The sequence below is a fragment of the Candidatus Nitrosopumilus sp. genome (assembly GCF_965263415.1).
Classification (GTDB): Archaea; Thermoproteota; Nitrososphaeria; order Nitrososphaerales; family Nitrosopumilaceae; genus Nitrosopumilus.
The window spans coordinates 451,503-469,064 of record NZ_OZ253671.1; the positions used below are offsets into that span (position 1 = coordinate 451,503).

General features: G+C 34.6%; 17 protein-coding genes. 8 read left to right on the plus strand and 9 right to left on the minus strand.

Annotated features, from left to right (window positions below; all coding sequences use genetic code 11):
- Positions 1–23: 23 nt before the first annotated feature.
- Entirely contained in the window at positions 24–521 is a 498-nt protein-coding gene (hsp20, locus tag ACQY22_RS03255) for an archaeal heat shock protein Hsp20 (RefSeq protein WP_428325511.1), read from the minus strand.
- A 104-nt stretch (positions 522–625) separates the two neighbouring features.
- Here hsp20 and ACQY22_RS03260 point away from each other — a divergent pair, with 104 nt between their 5' ends.
- Both ACQY22_RS03260 and ACQY22_RS03265 read left to right on the plus strand, forming a co-directional pair.
- Positions 626–1,291, plus strand: coding sequence for an ACT domain-containing protein (locus ACQY22_RS03260; protein ID WP_428325115.1), 666 nt, complete (start codon positions 626–628; stop codon positions 1,289–1,291).
- A 70-nt stretch (positions 1,292–1,361) separates the two neighbouring features.
- A complete protein-coding gene (locus ACQY22_RS03265) occupies positions 1,362–2,717 on the plus strand; it encodes an NAD(P)/FAD-dependent oxidoreductase (protein ID WP_428325116.1) in 1,356 nt (451 codons plus the stop codon).
- Here ACQY22_RS03265 and ACQY22_RS03270 read toward each other — a convergent pair whose 3' ends face one another.
- A complete protein-coding gene (locus ACQY22_RS03270; protein ID WP_428325117.1) occupies positions 2,718–4,259 on the minus strand; it encodes a peptidylprolyl isomerase in 1,542 nt (513 codons plus the stop codon).
- A 72-nt stretch (positions 4,260–4,331) separates the two neighbouring features.
- Between ACQY22_RS03270 and ACQY22_RS03275 the strand changes: the two genes are divergently transcribed.
- A complete protein-coding gene (locus tag ACQY22_RS03275) occupies positions 4,332–4,823 on the plus strand; it encodes a hypothetical protein (RefSeq protein WP_428325118.1) in 492 nt (163 codons plus the stop codon).
- Positions 4,824–4,825: 2 nt separating this feature from the next.
- Entirely contained in the window at positions 4,826–5,542 is a 717-nt protein-coding gene (cbiE, locus tag ACQY22_RS03280) for a precorrin-6y C5,15-methyltransferase (decarboxylating) subunit CbiE (protein WP_428325119.1), read from the plus strand.
- Here cbiE and ACQY22_RS03285 read toward each other — a convergent pair.
- Both ACQY22_RS03285 and ACQY22_RS03290 read right to left on the minus strand, forming a co-directional pair.
- Positions 5,539–6,447: a cupredoxin domain-containing protein gene (locus ACQY22_RS03285; RefSeq protein WP_428325120.1), complete on the minus strand. Its 909-nt coding sequence runs from the start codon at positions 6,445–6,447 to the stop codon at positions 5,539–5,541. The two genes, cbiE and ACQY22_RS03285, sit on opposite strands and share 4 nt — an antisense overlap.
- Positions 6,448–6,523: 76 nt before the next feature.
- Positions 6,524–7,066: a stage II sporulation protein M gene (locus ACQY22_RS03290; RefSeq protein ID WP_428325121.1), complete on the minus strand. Its 543-nt coding sequence runs from the start codon at positions 7,064–7,066 to the stop codon at positions 6,524–6,526.
- 74 nt (positions 7,067–7,140) lie between these two features.
- On the opposite strand from ACQY22_RS03290, the gene ACQY22_RS03295 reads away from it, so the two are divergent.
- A complete protein-coding gene (locus ACQY22_RS03295) occupies positions 7,141–8,586 on the plus strand; it encodes a DNA-directed DNA polymerase II small subunit (protein ID WP_428325122.1) in 1,446 nt (481 codons plus the stop codon).
- On the opposite strand, the gene ACQY22_RS03300 is transcribed toward ACQY22_RS03295, so the two are convergent.
- The gene (locus ACQY22_RS03300) at positions 8,563–9,765 is read right to left on the minus strand and encodes a Cdc6/Cdc18 family protein (RefSeq protein WP_428325123.1); all 1,203 of its coding nucleotides are present in this window, start codon (positions 9,763–9,765) and stop codon (positions 8,563–8,565) included. The two genes, ACQY22_RS03295 and ACQY22_RS03300, sit on opposite strands and share 24 nt — an antisense overlap.
- A gap of 481 nt (positions 9,766–10,246) precedes the next feature.
- Here ACQY22_RS03300 and ACQY22_RS03305 point away from each other — a divergent pair, with 481 nt between their 5' ends.
- Positions 10,247–10,633 (plus strand): hypothetical protein, encoded by a 387-nt coding sequence (locus tag ACQY22_RS03305; protein ID WP_428325124.1) that lies wholly within the window; start codon positions 10,247–10,249, stop codon positions 10,631–10,633.
- Between the two features lie 5 nt (positions 10,634–10,638).
- Here ACQY22_RS03305 and ACQY22_RS03310 read toward each other — a convergent pair whose 3' ends face one another.
- From ACQY22_RS03310 to ACQY22_RS03320, 3 genes are all read right to left on the minus strand, one after another.
- Positions 10,639–10,800: an AbrB/MazE/SpoVT family DNA-binding domain-containing protein gene (locus tag ACQY22_RS03310; RefSeq protein WP_012216180.1), complete on the minus strand. Its 162-nt coding sequence runs from the start codon at positions 10,798–10,800 to the stop codon at positions 10,639–10,641.
- Between the two features lie 126 nt (positions 10,801–10,926).
- On the minus strand, positions 10,927–11,529 hold the full coding sequence (locus ACQY22_RS03315; RefSeq protein WP_428325512.1) for a winged helix DNA-binding protein: 603 nt from the start codon (positions 11,527–11,529) through the stop codon (positions 10,927–10,929).
- A 125-nt stretch (positions 11,530–11,654) separates the two neighbouring features.
- On the minus strand, positions 11,655–12,017 hold the full coding sequence (locus ACQY22_RS03320; RefSeq protein WP_428325125.1) for a hypothetical protein: 363 nt from the start codon (positions 12,015–12,017) through the stop codon (positions 11,655–11,657).
- Positions 12,018–12,082: 65 nt separating this feature from the next.
- On the opposite strand from ACQY22_RS03320, the gene ACQY22_RS03325 reads away from it, so the two are divergent.
- Positions 12,083–12,835 carry a geranylgeranylglyceryl/heptaprenylglyceryl phosphate synthase gene (locus tag ACQY22_RS03325; RefSeq protein WP_428325126.1) on the plus strand — a complete coding sequence of 251 codons (753 nt, stop codon included), beginning with the start codon at positions 12,083–12,085 and terminating at the stop codon, positions 12,833–12,835.
- 12 nt (positions 12,836–12,847) lie between these two features.
- Positions 12,848–16,225 (plus strand): DNA polymerase II large subunit, encoded by a 3,378-nt coding sequence (locus tag ACQY22_RS03330; protein ID WP_428325127.1) that lies wholly within the window; start codon positions 12,848–12,850, stop codon positions 16,223–16,225.
- 1 nt (position 16,226) lies between these two features.
- On the opposite strand, the gene glyA is transcribed toward ACQY22_RS03330, so the two are convergent.
- Positions 16,227–17,549 (minus strand): serine hydroxymethyltransferase, encoded by a 1,323-nt coding sequence (gene glyA, locus ACQY22_RS03335; RefSeq protein ID WP_428325128.1) that lies wholly within the window; start codon positions 17,547–17,549, stop codon positions 16,227–16,229.
- Positions 17,550–17,562 lie beyond the last annotated feature (13 nt).

Below are 17,562 nucleotides of genomic sequence, written 5' to 3' on the forward strand. Positions count from 1 at the left end.
TCACCTCAAAAATAAAGGGGGGTTTATTCAACCTCCACTTTTTTGCCAGTTGGTTTTTCTTCAACTAACTTGAAGACTAGTTGTAAGATTCCATTTTTGTAAGAAGCCTTTGCAGAGTTCTCATCAACTTTGTGTTGTACTGGAACTTTGACATGGTATTTTTTATCACCATGTTCTGCAGACAGATCTACAACTTTGTTGTCAACAACAATTTTGACATCAGTCTTTTCAACTCCTGGCATCTCAGCTATGAGTTTTACAACTTTTTCTTTTTCATCAACAATTGTGTCGACTATTGGTTCTCGTGTAGCAGAAGCTGGAAGTTGGCCTGGTTTGACGTTTCCATATTCTTTTACAACAGGTTTTCCATCAGGACCCATGGTCATTGTATAACCATAATAAAATGGACCAGATTCAGAACCATTTCCCTTGAATCCCTCAAAAATGTCATCTGTATTGAAAAAAGATCTAGACATTTGTTTGAAGATTCTATCAATTTCACTATCAAAGAACATTGTCATATTCACCTATAGTATGTAATATCTATGACATTATATAAAGATTATTAGAATTTCTTTGATTTCTTACATAAGCCTATTATAACTGACATTATATAATAATCTTAATGAGAATAGCAAGCATGTCTGTGCCTGAGGTTGTCAGAGAAATAATCACTAGAAATCGTTCAATTTATGACTGTATGAAGATGGATTTGATAAACTATACAGCATTAGCAGTAAAGATTCAGCCAGAAATTGAGAGAATTCTAGGAAATAGTGTTAATCTCAATACCATAGTTGTCGCAATCAAGAGATATGCAGATTCATTTGAAATTAAAGAGGAGGTAAAAGAAGAACCAGTTTTGAAAAATGCAAGATTAGCTCTGACTGATGGAATGATGGATATTAAATTTTCAATCAAAGATTCCAATCAAATTGACCCTATGGCAATTTTGGACAAATTCTCAAAGATCACAAATAACTATGAATTTTTTAGAATGTCTGATTCCTTTAGATTCCTCACAGAGGACATGGATGACATTAGACAAATTTTTGATAATGTTTCAGACAGAGATGATGTATTTAGTACGGGTCTTGCAAAAATCAAAATTACAATACCAAATTCACAAAATCAATCAGATACAGTTTCTTATGTTGCAGAGGTATTACATGCAAATGGTATTGAGCTTGTTAATGCTTTTTTCAGTCAGGATAGCATCATAATTATTCTAAATGAAAAAGATGCATCAAGGGCATATGAGATTTTACATTCGGATATAATGAGAGCCTAAATAGGCACGATGTATAATTTACGAAAATAAACTCATAGGGATATATTCCGTCTTTTTCTGGGGTAAGCAAATGGCTCGAAATAAGAAGAAAATTGTAGTTCTGGGGGGCGGTTTTGCAGGATTAGAGTGCACTAGACAATTAGAACAATATTTCAAGAATGATTCAGAAATTGAGATTGTTTTAGTTAGTGAAGATAATTTTCTACTATTCACACCAATGTTGCCCCAGGTAGCATCTGGAATGATTGAGACAAGACATATCGTTATGCCAATTAGAACAATTACAAAAAAAGCAATTTTCTATGAAGGCAGAGTCAAAAATATAGATCCTTACGGAAAAATTGTAAATCTTTGGGGAAGTGGAAATAAGAGAGGTGTTTCACTTCATTATGATTTTCTTGTAGTTGCATTAGGAAGTGAAACGAACTTTTTTGGAATGAATGATCTTGAGAAAAATGCCTATCAAATGAAGACACTCAATGATGCAGTTATGGTCAGAAATAGAATGATAGACATGTTAGAGCAAGCAGAAAATGAAACAAATCCAATTCTAAAACATAGTCTTCTTACTTTTGTTGTTGTAGGTGGAGGATTTGCAGGAATTGAAACTGCTGGAGAGATAATGGATCTTTTATTGGATGTTAGAAAATATTATCCAAATATCAAAAAAGAAGATATTCGAGTTGTTGTATTAGAAGCATTACCAAATATCTTACCAGGTTTTTCTGAAAGTCTTGCAAAATTTGCACAAGAAAAACTAACAGAACATGGAATTGAGATCAAACTACAAACAGCTGTTACCAGTTTTGATGGAGACGAAGTCATGATAAAGAGGTTAGATGTTGACAAAGATGCAGTAGATGATTCAATAGTAAGTTCAATTCAATCAAAGACTGTAATTTGGACTGCAGGAGTAACACCAGTCAACACAATCAAAAGATCATTGTTCAAAACAGACAAAGGAAAAATCATTATTGATAAGAATTTAGAAGTAAATGATTTCCCAGGCGTATTTGCAATTGGGGATTGTGCATTATTCGTTGATCCCAACACTCAAAGACCATTCCCACCAACTGCACAAATTGCAGAAGCTCAAGCAAAGATTGCTGCAAAAAACCTTCATGCCTTGATTAGAAATGAAGAAAAAACAGAATTTACATACGAATCAAAAGGTCAGATGGCAATAATTGGAAAGCGAACTGGTATTGCATCATTTTTGGGAATGAATATTCATGGAATTTTTGCATGGTTTCTATGGAGAAATATCTATCTATCAAAAATTCCAACATGGGATAAACGATTTAGAGTATTTCTTGATTGGACAGCTGATGCAATTTTTGATAGAGATATTTCAAGACTCAAATTCATGAGACGTGAACCAGAAAAAGAATACAAGGTTCTTGATGAAGTCGATGATGTTTGGTAATTAGTTTAGTTTTCGGATTTTGAAGATGATTATTACAGGAGCTACAAAATACATTCCAATATTCATTAGAATAATTCCCACTCCGTAAGAGATCATTTCTGCTTCAGAATCAATTTCAGCATAATTTAGAATTGAAAGTGTAGATAGCATTGGAGTAATTGTTAGTTTTACAATTTCTTTGAATAATGGGTGTTCACGTTCTAAATCAGCAATTGTTGGTGAAAATGAATAGTATAGTTGATTGAATCCACTCATAAATGCAGCTCCGGATTCTGTTTCAAAAACAGTATTGTCTCTAAGTTCTCTTAATTGCTGTACTTGTGGTGCAAGTTCTGAGCCAAATGTTGCAGTTGTAATTAAACAACCACCATTCTCTTCAGAATTGATAGAATCTTCTGATAGTTTTTTGAAAGAGTCTATTGTTTCGTTAAATCTTTCAAGTTGAGAATCAAAATCATCTGCTCCATTACTGTATGAAAAAGTGTAATAATTGTCTGAACTAAGAATTACTACTTCTTTGAATTTTACATCATATTCTTGACCATTAGCAGAAAAAAGCCCTTGTGCATTAGTTATGTAAGCATCTTTTCCATTAATGGTGATTTGTTCTTGAGAAATTAGATTCAGTTGTCCTGATTCAATTACTTGCCTTAGTTCTTCAGTTTTATCAGAAATTATATCATCAATGGTTTTTCCATTTGATGGATATATTGTAAGTGAAATTACAGGGTTTACTGTACCAACCTTTGGTCCAACTGCTACAACATCAGGTGAATTTTCCTGGGTTTTCTCAGGTTGTTGTAAGAGCCAACCTCCAGGAGCACTAAATTCTATATCATATTCTTCACTCTGAAATAATTGATTTCCAGTAAGGGGTTCTACGTTTGTTTGAATTCGTTCAGGCATATCTAACTCCAGTAAATCAGGGATTTCAGATTGATTAACAATTGTAACTTTGGTAATTCTAACTTGTTCAGGGTTTAGAGGTTCATCTCTATTTCCAGTAGAGACTGATGCAATTTTATCAAGTGTTTCAAAACTTTCTTCAGTCAAAATTCTTCCAAATACAGTATATTGTTCATCAAGGAAATTGGAATCTTGATGTACAATAAAGAATTGTGATCCACCACTGTTTGGATCAGTTGATCTTGCCATTGAAACAATTCCACGATTATGTTTGATATCGTTAAATTCTGCATCTAATCTTTTTTCAGGACCACCAGTACCCCAAGAATTTGGATCACCATCAATAGTATTTGGGTCTCCGCCTTGAATCATAAATCCAGGAATTATTCTATGGAAAAGTGTTCCATCATAAAATCCAGTATGTGATAATTTTATAAAATTTTCAACATGATTTGGTGCATCATATGGAAAAAATCCTATTACAATTTTTCCTAATTCAGTTTCAATGATCACCACTGGATTAGTTATGTTTGTTAAGTTAAATTCAACACCTACTTCTTGAGCTTGTGCAAGAGGTTGATTTGTAATTCCAACAAAAAGTATACCAATTGTAATTAGAAGAATTACTTTATTCAATATTTTTTTCCTATCTGACTTACTTAAAAGCCAATTGTATTAGTTTTTAACAAAGTCAAGCAGATTACTCCTATGCAACCTGATGAAAAGATTCAGGCACATATTGTTTCAATATGGAGAGAATCAAAAAAATTTCTATCAATTGGGGGGAAAGAAGGAATGTTGGTTCTTACTGATAAACATCTAATGTTTATTCATAAAACTGAAGCCAAGATGAAATGGTGGAAGGCAATAACTCAAAGACAAGTAATTAATTTTATCAGATCAAAAAATACCATGATACGTCATGATGGTTATGATGAGCAAGAGTTAATGAATGACGTAGAGGATAAAAGAAATACAGAATTATCATTTGATGATATTTCTAATATTAGTTTTGAAGAAAAAACATGGGGAAGTGTTTTACAATTAGAATACGAAAAAGATGGTAAAAAAGAGAAATTTCAGTATTCTATTGCCCAAGATTGGGTAAAATATCCAGCAAAAGAGCCTACAAAATACATGAAAGTAGATTGGGAGCCATTTGTGCAATATATTAAAGACAGACAGAAATTTACAAAGTAAAATTGGGAAAAGTTTTCGCTGTAGGTGTAGGTCCAGGTTCACCAAAATATGTTACAGAAGTTGTTAAAGATATAGTTCAAAATTGTGATATTGTGATTGGGTACAAATACACTCTAAAAACAATTGAACATCTTCTTGAAGGAAAAGAAATTCATGAAATTACAATGAATAATCAAGAAGAATCCTATCAAGAAGTTCTTCCAAGATTAGGAGATAAAACTCTAGTGATTCCATTTACTGGAGATGTAAATTTTTCAGAATCTGAAGTAGTAGATAGATTAATAGAAATTTTTGGTGAAGTAGAAATCATTCCAGGAATTAGTTCGATACAAGTAGCAGCATCTAGGGCACAAATACCACTTGATAAATCTAAAGTGATTACAATGCATGTAACAACTCCAATTGAAGATAAAAAACTAGAGTTACAAAAAGCATTGATTGATGGATTTAGTGTTGTTTTAGTTCCAAGACCCTGGCCAAAACAACCAGACAAGCATTTTATGCCATCAGAAATTGCAGTTTATCTTCGTAAATGTGGTTTTGACACTACAAGGATTAAAGTTCATGTTTTTGAGGTCATAACGACTGAAAATGAAACCAGTTTTGAGGGAACTGTAAAAGATTTGGAAGGAAAAGAGTTCTCAGATTTGTCAGTAATGGTGTTTAATCAAACAAGCCTAGACTCATACATGAATTACAGATGGCAGTGGGAAAACTAGTTTCCTAGATTTTGTCCCTCTCTAAGTATCAAATTATCTGAATTTGGGAACACATATGCTACAATTTTCATCCATGGGTAATCTGGATCATACAATCTGTAAAATCCTGCATCATCAAATGTTATGTTAATAGAGTTGCCAGGTGCAATATCCCCTGTTGAAATTCTTTCATCGGGTGTAAATGGATTATGTCTATCACCATAGTTTTCTTTTCCACTAATAATATTATGAGAGACTATATCATCATTTACAATTGTAATAGTAGTGCCAGGTTCTACTGATATTCTATCATCAGAGAAATATCGTAATCTTGTTGGATCTGTTGTAGATTGTGCTTCACCGGCATCAACATAACTATCTAAAAGACCCTGTGAGGAAGAACCTCCAAGGATATGGATTGCAACTTCTTTTGTGTCTTCTAATGTTGGAGTTGTGTTGATTTTTGATAATGAAGATAATTTTGTAGTGTAGATTATTTTGTATGTGTCATCAGATGTTGTAATTCTACCAGTAAAACCATACACCGCTGCGTCTTTACTTTCTGCAACTAGTCGTCCAAAGAAGCTAATTGTTGTTTCAACTCCACTAGAACTTTCTATATCTCCATTAATTCGAATATAACGGCCTTCACGCAAAAATTTTCCTTCTAATTCTGAAATTATGAATTCCTCATCATCAAGAGTGATAAATCCATCTTCAATAACAAACCCAATTGTACTTCCACGTTGTTCTTGAGATGAGAGACCTAAATCAATTTCAGTAAATTTGATTTGTTCTTCAGTTATAGCAAAACCAGATCCTTCTAAAAGAAAGGCTTGGTTTTCAGAAACTTCTGCAAATGATTCGTTGAAAAGATATCCTGAGAAAATTACCAATAATGCCAGTAATGATATTGCCAACTTCACAATAAATTTGTCCTTTAATTTGGTTTATAATTTGCTACTAAATTATTTTAGACTCAATAGGCAAATCCTAAGGGGATTAGATGTCAAGCCCAGGCATTTGAAGGCCTTGTTCCTGGGCAAGTTCAATCATGTAAAATTCCAGATACCCTCCTACCAAAAGCAATCCAACTACAATACTAATTTCAATTGCAGTAGGTTTGATTAAAGTTCTCAGACCAAATTTTTTAGTAATTGCTCTAATCAGAATAAAACTTCTAGAAATTCCTAATGAATATGCAGTAAGCTCCATCAATCCAAATGGAGACAAAAATAGAATTGCCAGTGGAGGGACTTTTTCTAAAATTGGAGCAGTCGTAGTAATTGCTGCAAATGCAAATCCTGTTGACCATGCTGAAAAAAGTCCCCAAGCAATGCCAAACCCTGGAATAAACATTGGAAGTGCTATTGTTGTATTATGAGTAAATATTCCAAATCCATCAATATCCATTACCAACTCTTCAAACTCTGACATGAAAATGTCAGCTTCCTCTTGACTTACTGTAGACATTGAACCAATTTGATATGTACCTGCAAAGATTCCCACGAATATAAAAAATAAGGAAATTCGGAGTTTATTCATAACACAACACAATTAGAACAATATTTGAGGGTTCGTAGGCGCAGATTTAATTAAACCACATCATATTTTTTGATATGAAAAAGGAATTGTCCTTTGCATTAAATTATGCACTAAACAAAGGATTCCAAATTCATCCAGACGCCTTTAAAATTTTAGAAAATGTTGATGTAAAAAAACTAGAGAAAATAATAAAGGAAATTGTTAGAGAGAAAACAAAACAGAAATTATTTCAAATCAATCAAGATGATTTAGAGACATATCTTGGAATCAAAGATGACCCATCATTAGAAAATGAAGTTAAGGTATTGTTGGATCCCACAGACAAGATAACCACTGGTGAGGGAGTAAAAGGGTATAATGCGTTATTTTCTAGTAGATTTAACAAACTAAAACGAATAATTTCAGACAGGCCAGAATCTAGAATGTTAAAGTCTCTAACTTTTGTTAAAAACGAAAGATCTGAGGATGACATGTATGTTTGCGGTTTGGTAACTACAAGAAATAGTGAGAGAAATGTTACAAAGTTGGTTTTAGAAGACCCCTCAGGCTCACTTGAGGGGATTATTTTTGATAATGAACTCCAAAAGACAGCCGATACTCTTCTAGTAGATCAATTTGTAATGGCAAGAGTTAGTGTAGGGAAAAATTCAGGATTTATCATAAAGGATTTGATTATGCCTGATATTCCTGATCAGGCCACTAACAAGTCTGAATCAGAATCATATGCTGTTTTTCTGTCTGATTTGCATATTGGAAGTAAATACTTCATGGAAGAAGAGTTTGCAGAATTTGTTTCCTGGATTTCTAGTCCAGATCCTACCGCAAAAAAAATCCGATTTGTTTTGATTGGTGGAGATGTAGTTGATGGGGTTGGGATATATCCAAATCAGAATAAGGAATTGGTTTGCCAAACCATAGAAGAGCAACTCAAAAAAGTTGAAAGTTTGATTGATCAGATTCCAAAAAACATCAAGATAATCATAATGCCTGGAAACCATGATCCTGGTAGAAGGGCATTGCCTCAACCAGCAATACCAAAAAAATACAATTCTGGGTTATGGGATAGAGAAAATGTCATAATGGTTGGAAACCCTGCTGTTGTCTCACTAAATGGTGTTAAAGTGATGATGTTTCATGGTCAAAGTATTGATGATATTGTAAAGACTACACCAGGATTAAGTTATGACAAGCCAACAAATGTAATGAAGCATCTACTAAGGGCCAGACATCTTAGTCCAATTTATGGTAGTCAAACACCCATTGCTCCTGAGATGCAGGATCTTATGGTAATTGAGGATATTCCAGATATCTTTCATGTAGGTCATGTCCACAAAGCCCAGTTGGATATGTACAAGGGTATTTTGTTAGTTAACTCAGGCTCTTGGCAAAAACAGACACCGTTTCAGGCAAGTGTTGGAATGACTCCTAATCCTGGAATTGCTTTGTTAGTTAATTTGAAAACCTTTCAAGTATTCCACCAAAATTACAATTCTAATTTAGACAATATCCTGCAAAGTTAGATCATCTTTGAAGGTCTTTTTTACCATTTCAGATGAAACTGTTAGTTTGTATTTCTTTGTCCTACCATGAATTCCTTGATGAATCAATCTTCCAGAGATAATTCCAGAAAGTTCAATCTCGCTTAACATTTGTGTAATCCTTCTTTGTGTAAGCTCATCACGTCCTACTACTTTACAGAGATTTTTGTATGATGAGTAGATTTCTCCAGTAGAAGAACCATTTGCCTTCATTATAGCAAGTATGACTAATTTTTCATGTAGTGGGTATGATTTGAGGGATGTCTCTTCTTTGTTTTCCTCAATTTTTTGGGATGCGTCTCGTACATGGGTTTCGGTGACTTTGTCAGATTGTTGTCTTTCAGCTAGTTCGCCTGCAACCCTAATCAAATCAATAGCTCGTCTTGCATCACCATGTTCTCCTCCTGCCAAAGCAGCGCATAAGTTTAGGGCAGAATCATCCACGGATTCGGTCTCAAAGGCTTCAGATATCCTTTCTTCTAGAATTTTCTTTATCTGTTCAACATCATAATTTGTAAAGACAATTTCCTCTTCTCCCAGGCTACTAATCACTCTAGGATCTAATTTTTCTTTGAAGGTTAGGTCATTTGAGATTCCAATTAAAGTTAATGAGCCAGAATTAAGGCTTTCATTTGCTCTGGTTAATTGGTATAAGATGTCCTTTCCAGTCTTTGAAACCAATTCGGCTAGGTAATCTATCTCATCAATTACAAAGACTACATTGAGTTTCTCTTGATCAATATTGTTTAGGATTCGTTTGAATACCTCACTAATAGCCAAACCAGTTGAGGGTAATTCCTTATCATTTAGGCCTAATTGACGCCCAAAACTGACCAGTAATCCATAAAGTGTGGTCTCTTTTTTTGCATTTGAATAAATTAATTTTATTGGGAAATTTGACTTCTCCACTCTCTCTTGAATTTTTGAAATAACTTTTTTGACGACAAGTGTTTTACCAGTTCCTGGTTTCCCATAAACTAGGAGATTAGACGGTCTTGATTGTTTGAGAATTGGCAAGAGTGATTGGGTAACTTGTTCTTGTTCATTATTCCTATGTTGAATGGTTTTTGGAATGTAGGTAAAATGTAGGATTTCCCTGTTTTTAATAATTGATTTGCCAGATTCAGCTGCATCTAATAATCTATCAATCGGATCAGACATACTCACACACCTTTGTTTCCTATCAATTTCATCTTAACCATATCTCAATTAAGAGAGTATAGAATAGAATAGTAATTCTAGTTTAGTTTGTAATTAATTATTTTTAGTTAGTTTTTGTTTTTTTCAAAAAAAAAAAAAAATAGAAAAAAGAAGAGTGGAAATATTGGTGTGTGGGTTCCATAGAGGTTAACAACCATGTTAATTTAGTGTTAAGAAAACTCCAAAAAACCCTGTTTTGACCCCATAATTTCCATTCCAGGCGTTAAGATTGACGTTAACATTGTGAATATCTCAAATCTAACCCCTTTATTTCCACTCCAGGCATGAATATTTCTTAATTTAGGGGGCTTAAACATGACTAATTGTTAATAATAAAAAAATGGCTAGGCGTGACTTACACAGTCAATGTTAACAAACCATTTAGTTAACAAATTTTCGCGGATCATTTGAACTGTTAACATCAGATCGAATAGATCCTAACATGGCCAAAAAACGTATTCGTATAGACATGGAAGACTCTGATGGTGCACGTTATGATATTAAACTTGAAGGTAATGTAACCAGGGACAAAGTCTTGAAAATATTTGAGATGATGGACTTGATGAATATTGAAGAAGAGGAAACCACAACCAACATAGATTCTGTAGGCTCTAAAATTTGGCATATTGTTGACAAGTTCTTCCCTATGGGCAAATTCACATCAACTAACATTCTTGAAAAATATGAGGATGAATTCAATGAACCTATCAAACTTAGTGTAATTTCCACATATCTCTCAAGATTTTCCTCAAAAGGTAGGGTGGATAGGACTAGAAATGGTAGAGAATGGACCTATCAAACCATAAAAATCGGCCAAAAACAACACTAAATCAATCAAGATATAGTGATTTTTCTAACAATCAAACGGTCTTTTCCAAGAATTAATTTTACATATTCGCCTTTTTGGATGTCCATATACTTTCTAAACTGTTTTGGGATAGAAATTGTCCCAGCAGATGTAATTTTTACCAAGACTTCATTTTCTTGAATGGACATATTATAACTATAAATTAATAATATATATAATTTAATAAAATATGTTAATTATAATTAATAATAAAAAATGGTATTTTTTGCGTAAAATTATGTAAAATGACTTTGGGAAAACTCGAAAGATATCTTTTAGGCAACAGTTGGATTTGTTTCAACTTCTCCAACCTTTGCTATTCCCTTTTCAGTAATGGAATACGTGTATGGTTTAGATTCAGTGTTTCTTTGAACAAGACCCTCTTCAAACAACTTCTTCATCAGTCTTGAAGTATGCTCCCTACTCTTCTTTAATGTGATTTGTATATCACGTGATGTCATAGCTTTGTTTGTGATTAGATGCAACACGTAATTGGTAGGATTTGCGTGCTCAATATTGGCAATTTTAGGCGTGGAAACTGGTTTTTCAAGAATTTTTTCTGGCTCCTGTGATAATACAACTTCCTTTTCTTGAACTTCATTCTTTGCTAATTTTTCCAAGAATTGTTTTAATTCCAAATTTGGATCCTCTGTTTTTTGCTCAATTCCCTGGATTTCTAATGCATCTAGGCGTATTTTCATATCAATTAACTGCCTTTCATAGTACTCTAAACGCTCAGATTGTGATGTATCAACCATCTCACTCTTAGATTTGATGAATGGTCGAATCTTATAGTATCCATACAAACCTCCCAAACCCACAATGAAGGCCAATATCACACTCAAAATCACTTCTGGGTCAGGAATCTCTACTAACATCACAAATTTTATGCCTGCATTGTGATTTATCGTGATAGAACAACATTATTTCACACTTTAGATTAACAAACTCACACAATTATCACAAACAACTCAACTGATTGAACTAAACAATTATCACAACATCACATACTACATGCCTGTCTTACGAGCCTATCTATCACACTAATGACCTCTTCCTCTCTTTCTGGGAATATGACACTCTCATTTATCACACTAATCTGCTCAGATAACTTGGATATCACATCAATATCATCAGGCAAAATGATGCCTAAACCGCGTAAAAGTATGATTGAGTAGAATAATGAGACTAATTTCTCTCTGGATTGCCCAACTTGCCTATAATACGCACCTTTTGAAATTGAAAACTCTGATTCAAGAAGATTCTTCTGATTTAAAATAATTTCAATTTGTCGCTCTGTAAACAAAGATTTTTTGATAATTTTTCTAATAATATTGTTAAAATTAGATCCTTCAAACTCCGACATAGCTATACAAATCTGTATAATGACATTCCAATTAAACTTTAAAGAGCCACATACAAACCATTTCTATGGCTGGAAACAAAGTTGAAACATTCCTAAAATCAGAATTAAAAAAGAAAAATGCATTATTGTTTGTTCTAATAGACTCAGAGGTATCAAATCTAGAGGCATCTGCTAAACTAGCAAAAGATGTTGAAAAGATTGGGGCATCTGCAATCTTGGTTGGTGGTTCGTCTGCTACAGATCAAATAGAGATGGCACAGGTGGTAAAAGGCATCAAAAAAGGCATCAAAATACCAATAATCCTGTTTCCTGGCAACGTTACAGGTGTTGTGCCTGACGCTGATGCCATTTTGTTTAGTTCCTTAATGAACTCAGAAAACCCATACTTTATCACACAAGCACAAGCCCTAGGTGCACCAAGTGTCCTAAAATTTGGGCTAGAACCACTCCCTACCGCATATCTGGTTATAGGAGAAGGTACAACTGCTTGGTTTGTTGGTTCTGCAAGAGGAATTCCATTTGAAAAGCCCAAAATCGCTGCAGCCTATGCACTTGCAGCTCAATTTCTTGGAATGAGATTCGTCTATCTTGAGGCAGGCTCTGGTGCAAAATCTAGTGTTACACCTGAGATGGTCAAGACTGTAAGACAGTTGTTTGATGGATTTTTGATTGTAGGTGGTGGGATAAAGGATGTAAAAACCGCCCAGAACTTGGTTAAAGCAGGAGCTGATGCCCTAGTAATTGGCACTTTCCTTGAGAAAGGTGGAAGTCTCAAGAAACTCGAAGAAATAACAAAAGCAATTCAAAGAAGCAAGTAATAGTACTCTATTATGTCTGAAAATGACGCAATTTCTCGTATTAGTGGCATTAAGATGCCTGATTACTATTCTGATTACTACTCTAGTCTATCAACAGAAACATACACCATTTTTGAGAAAGCTGCATCAGCAAAATCTAGCCTAGTCGACTCTTCAGGCATAATTGAGCCGAAAATCGCATTTGATCTGGCAGATCGAGTGGCAAAAATGCACGAAATTGATATTGCTGAACCCCTTAGAGAACTTCTAAAAATCAATGGAAAAGAACTCTCTGCATTAATTCTATCAAAAGAGATTGCACAGGGGAAATACTCACTTCCTGATTCTACTTTGGAAGAAAAACTTGATCTGGCAGTACGTGTTGGATTGGCAATTGTTACAGAAGGAGTAACAATTGCTCCATTGCAAGGAATTAGTGAGGTAAAGATTAAGAAAAACAAAGATGGTTCTGAATACCTTTCAGTTTCCATTGCAGGTCCTATGCGTTCTGCTGGAGGAACAGAATCTGCTGTAACTATGTTAATTGCAGATCACGTCAGAAAGACAGCAGGATTATCAAAATTTCAGGCCAATTCGTTTGATGATGAAACAGGTCGATTTGTTGAGGAGTTAAGAATCTATGAAAGAGAGGCCAGCAGCTTTCAATTCCATATCCTAGATGAGGATATTGAACATGTGATTTCTAATCTACCAGTAGAGCTGGATGGTGTTGATACAGACCCCTATGAGGTTGTAAATCACAAATCTATGGCACGAATCAAAACTGACAGAGTAAGAGGAGGCGCTCTACGTGTCCTAAATGACGGTCTTATAGGCAGATCCAAGAAACTGCTCAAAAGAATTGAAATGTACAATCTTGATGGTTGGGAGTGGCTTAATGACCTAAAGGGCGCAGTTCAGACTGGTGAAAAACAAGAAGATGCAGCTACCAAAAGAATGCATGAGGTAATTACAGGCAGATCAGTCCTTTCCATGCCTAACACATTAGGAGGATTTCGACTAAGATATGGACGAGCATGCAATACTGGCTTTGCTGCAGTTGGAATTCATCCTGTTGTAGCTGAAATACTTGATCACACAATTGCAGTTGGAACTCAAATCAAGATTGACATTCCAGGAAAAGGCTCAACTGTAGCATTTGTTGATTCAATTGAAACTCCAGTGGTTCGTTTGAAGAATGGAAATGTTGTAAAGATTAAGGATGTAAAACATGGAATTGAAATTAAAAACGACATTGAAAAAATACTCCATCTTGGGGATATCTTGATATCTTTTGGTGATTTCCTTGAAAATAATGCACAGCTTGTTCCATCAGGATATGTAGAGGAATACTGGATTGAGGAATTAAAACAAAAAATTGAGAAATACGAGCCTGAAGACAAATATCTAACTCAATTTCTCAATAGAATCCCTACGATAGATGAGGCATTGAAAATCTCAATTGATTTTGATATGGCTCTTCATCCTCATTACCTGTATTATTGGGATAAGATGTCTGCTGAAGAACTTGGGCTACTTTTGAATCCAAAAACAATCAATGAAACTTCAATTATCTACTCTTCACAAACAAAGAAAATTCTTGAAAAATTAGGAGTTCCACATAAAGTCGAAAACGACAGTATTATTCTTGAAAATATTGAAGCAAAAATTTTCTTTAATTTGTTGTTTAGAGAAGAACCAAAAATTGATGATTCTTCCGTTCCCCAAATTATTTCAAAATCTTCTGGGATCAAAATTAAAAACAAATTTTCTACATCCATTGGGGTACGAATCGGAAGACCTGAGAAATCTGCTCCAAGACAGATGAAACCACCAACACATGTATTGTTTCCAATTAGTGACAAAGGAGGACCTACACGAGATCTTCTAAAAGCATCTAGAAATGAACACTTTTTCACTAATATTCACAATAGACATTGTACTCAATGCAATACCCCATCAATTGGAATTAAATGCTCAAAATGCGATACAAAGACCACTGTTACCTATAGGTGCCCACATTGCAGAGATTCACTTGAAGAACCTTTTTGTGAAAAATGCAAACGAACTGCTTTAGCCTACTCTCATAAGGAATTTCCACTAAAATCAAAACTACTCGAAGCCCAAGAAAAAATTCGCCTACGTGCACAAGAACCATTCAAAGGAGTTAAGGAATTAATCAGTCAAGATAAGATTGCCGAACCTTTAGAAAAAGGACTGGTTCGTCAAAACTATGGATTGACAGTATTCAAGGATGGAACCGTTCGATTTGATGCAACAAATTCCCCTCTAACTCAATTCAAACCCTCTTGGATTGGAACATCTGTTGAAAAACTCAAAGAATTAGGATATTCTCATGATGTTGATGGAAATTTACTTGAAAATGCTGAACAAATAGTTGAGCTTCGGATGCAAGATGTAATTATTCCATATGAGAGTGGCAAGTATCTCGTTTCAATTTGTAAATACATTGATACACTTTTAGAAAAATTCTACGGCAAAACTGCATTCTATAATGTCAGCAACTCTGAACAATTAATTGGACATCTGATTATCGGTCTTGCCCCTCACACATCAGTTGGAATTGTAGGTAGAATTATTGGCTATTCTGAAACCCATGTGTGTTTTGCAACACCCAATTGGCATTCTGCAAAAAGAAGAGATGCAGACGGAGATGCAGATTCTATAATGTTGTTGATGGATAGTCTTTTGAATTTCTCAAGACAATTCCTCTCAGATGCAATTGGTGGGTTAATGGATGCACCACTACTTGTTCAGCCTCTTGTTTTACCACATGAATCCCAACCCCAAGCCCATAATCTTGAGGTAACAAAATCATTACCATTGGAATTTTTTGAATCAACACTTCAACAAACTAAATCACCTGACATCTCATCTGTAGAAATAATCAAATCTAGACTTGAAACAGAAAGGCAGTTCTATGACTATTATTTTACACATACCACATCATCTCTTACAACTTCCAAATCACGTAGTGCGTATTCCACTCTTGGTTCAATGCTTGATAAATTCGATATGCAAGTTAGAAATGCTGATCTAATTGATGCTGTAAATACTTCAGAAATCGTTTCAGATGTCATCTCGACTCATCTAGTACCAGACATCATGGGAAATCTGAGGGCATATGCTAGACAAAACTTTAGGTGCACTGGATGTGGTAAGTCATATCGTCGTATGCCACTAATCCAAACTTGTGTTTGTGGTCATAAACTGATTCCTACAATAACTCGTGGCTCTGTAGAAAAATATCTAAAACTTGCAAAAAGACTTGTTGACAAATATGATGTCAGTGAATATCAAAGAGGAAGAATTCATGCACTTTCTGATGAGATTGAACTAGTATTTGGAAAAAGCCCAGGCGACCAATCACTTCTTACAGACTATGCCTGAATTATCGCAATTTGACGTATTCGTAAGCACCTAACTTGTTGTCAAAACAGAATTTTACCTTTTGGTAGTTCTTTCTAAATGACTTTACTTTGGAAAGTAATTTTTTAGGATCTCTCTTTTCTATCACTACTTGTTTGATAAAAGAAGCAATCTCTTGCATTTCATTTTTCTTCATTCCAAGTCTAGTAATTTCTGAAACACCTAATCTAATTCCGCCTGGATGGAAATAATTTCTTCCAGCTTTAATGTCTCCTGGAATTAGTTGTCTGTTTACAATTATGTTGGCTTTCTCCAAATCCGCCTCAACTTTTCCACCATCAGAATAATCTAAGACATTTACCGCAATTTGGTGTGATTGTGTAAATCCTTTACTTTCACCTAAAACTTTGAATCCTGCATCACTTAATGCATCAGCAAATGATTTTGCATTCTTTATGACTTGAACAGCATAATCTTTTCCAAATTCTAATGCTTCAGCAAATGCAACTGCTTTTCCTGCCATATTGTTGATATGATGGCTACTTGTAAGTCCTGGGAATGTTGCTTTTTTGATTGGTTCTTCGTGTTCTTCAGAACCTAAAACCAATCCACCTTGAGGACCAAACAAAGTCTTGTGAGTACTCATTGTCATTGTATCTGCTCCTTCGCGGAGTGGGTCTTGGAATTTTCCTCCTGCTATTAATCCTGCAACATGAGCTGCATCATAATTGATATGCATGTCATAACTCTTTAGAAAATCTGAAAGTTCTTTGACTGGATGTGGGAACAAAAACAACGAACCTCCAAACATTGCAATTTTTGGTAGTCGTTTGCTTTTCTTTAACTCCTTCACTTTTTGCTTTGTCTTGTCAACATCAATTGTCATCTCTTCAGCATCAAATGGGTAAAACTCGATTTCCAAACCATGAACTAATCCAGCTGTTCCGGAATGTTCTTTTTTACCATGTGAGATGTGGCCTCCAGCTGGAATAGATGGGGCTAACATAACATCTCCTGGATTAGAATAAGCAGAATATACAGCAAGATTTGCTACTACACCTGAAATTGGTCTTACATCGGCAAACTTTGCTTTGTAAAGTTTTTTGGCTAATTTCATACATTCAAACTCTACATCATCAATGTAGATGCAACCAGCATAGACTCTTTCTCCAGGCCAACCTTCAGCATATCTATTGCCAAAATCTGAGATTATGGCTTCTCTGACTGCAGGACTTGGAATGTTTTCACTGGCAATTAACGGAATTGAGTTCTCAAACCATTTATGGTGTTCTTTTAATTTTGTAAAAATTTTATTGTAAGATTCTTTATTTTGTGATTTTGCCATATTTTGCAACCTG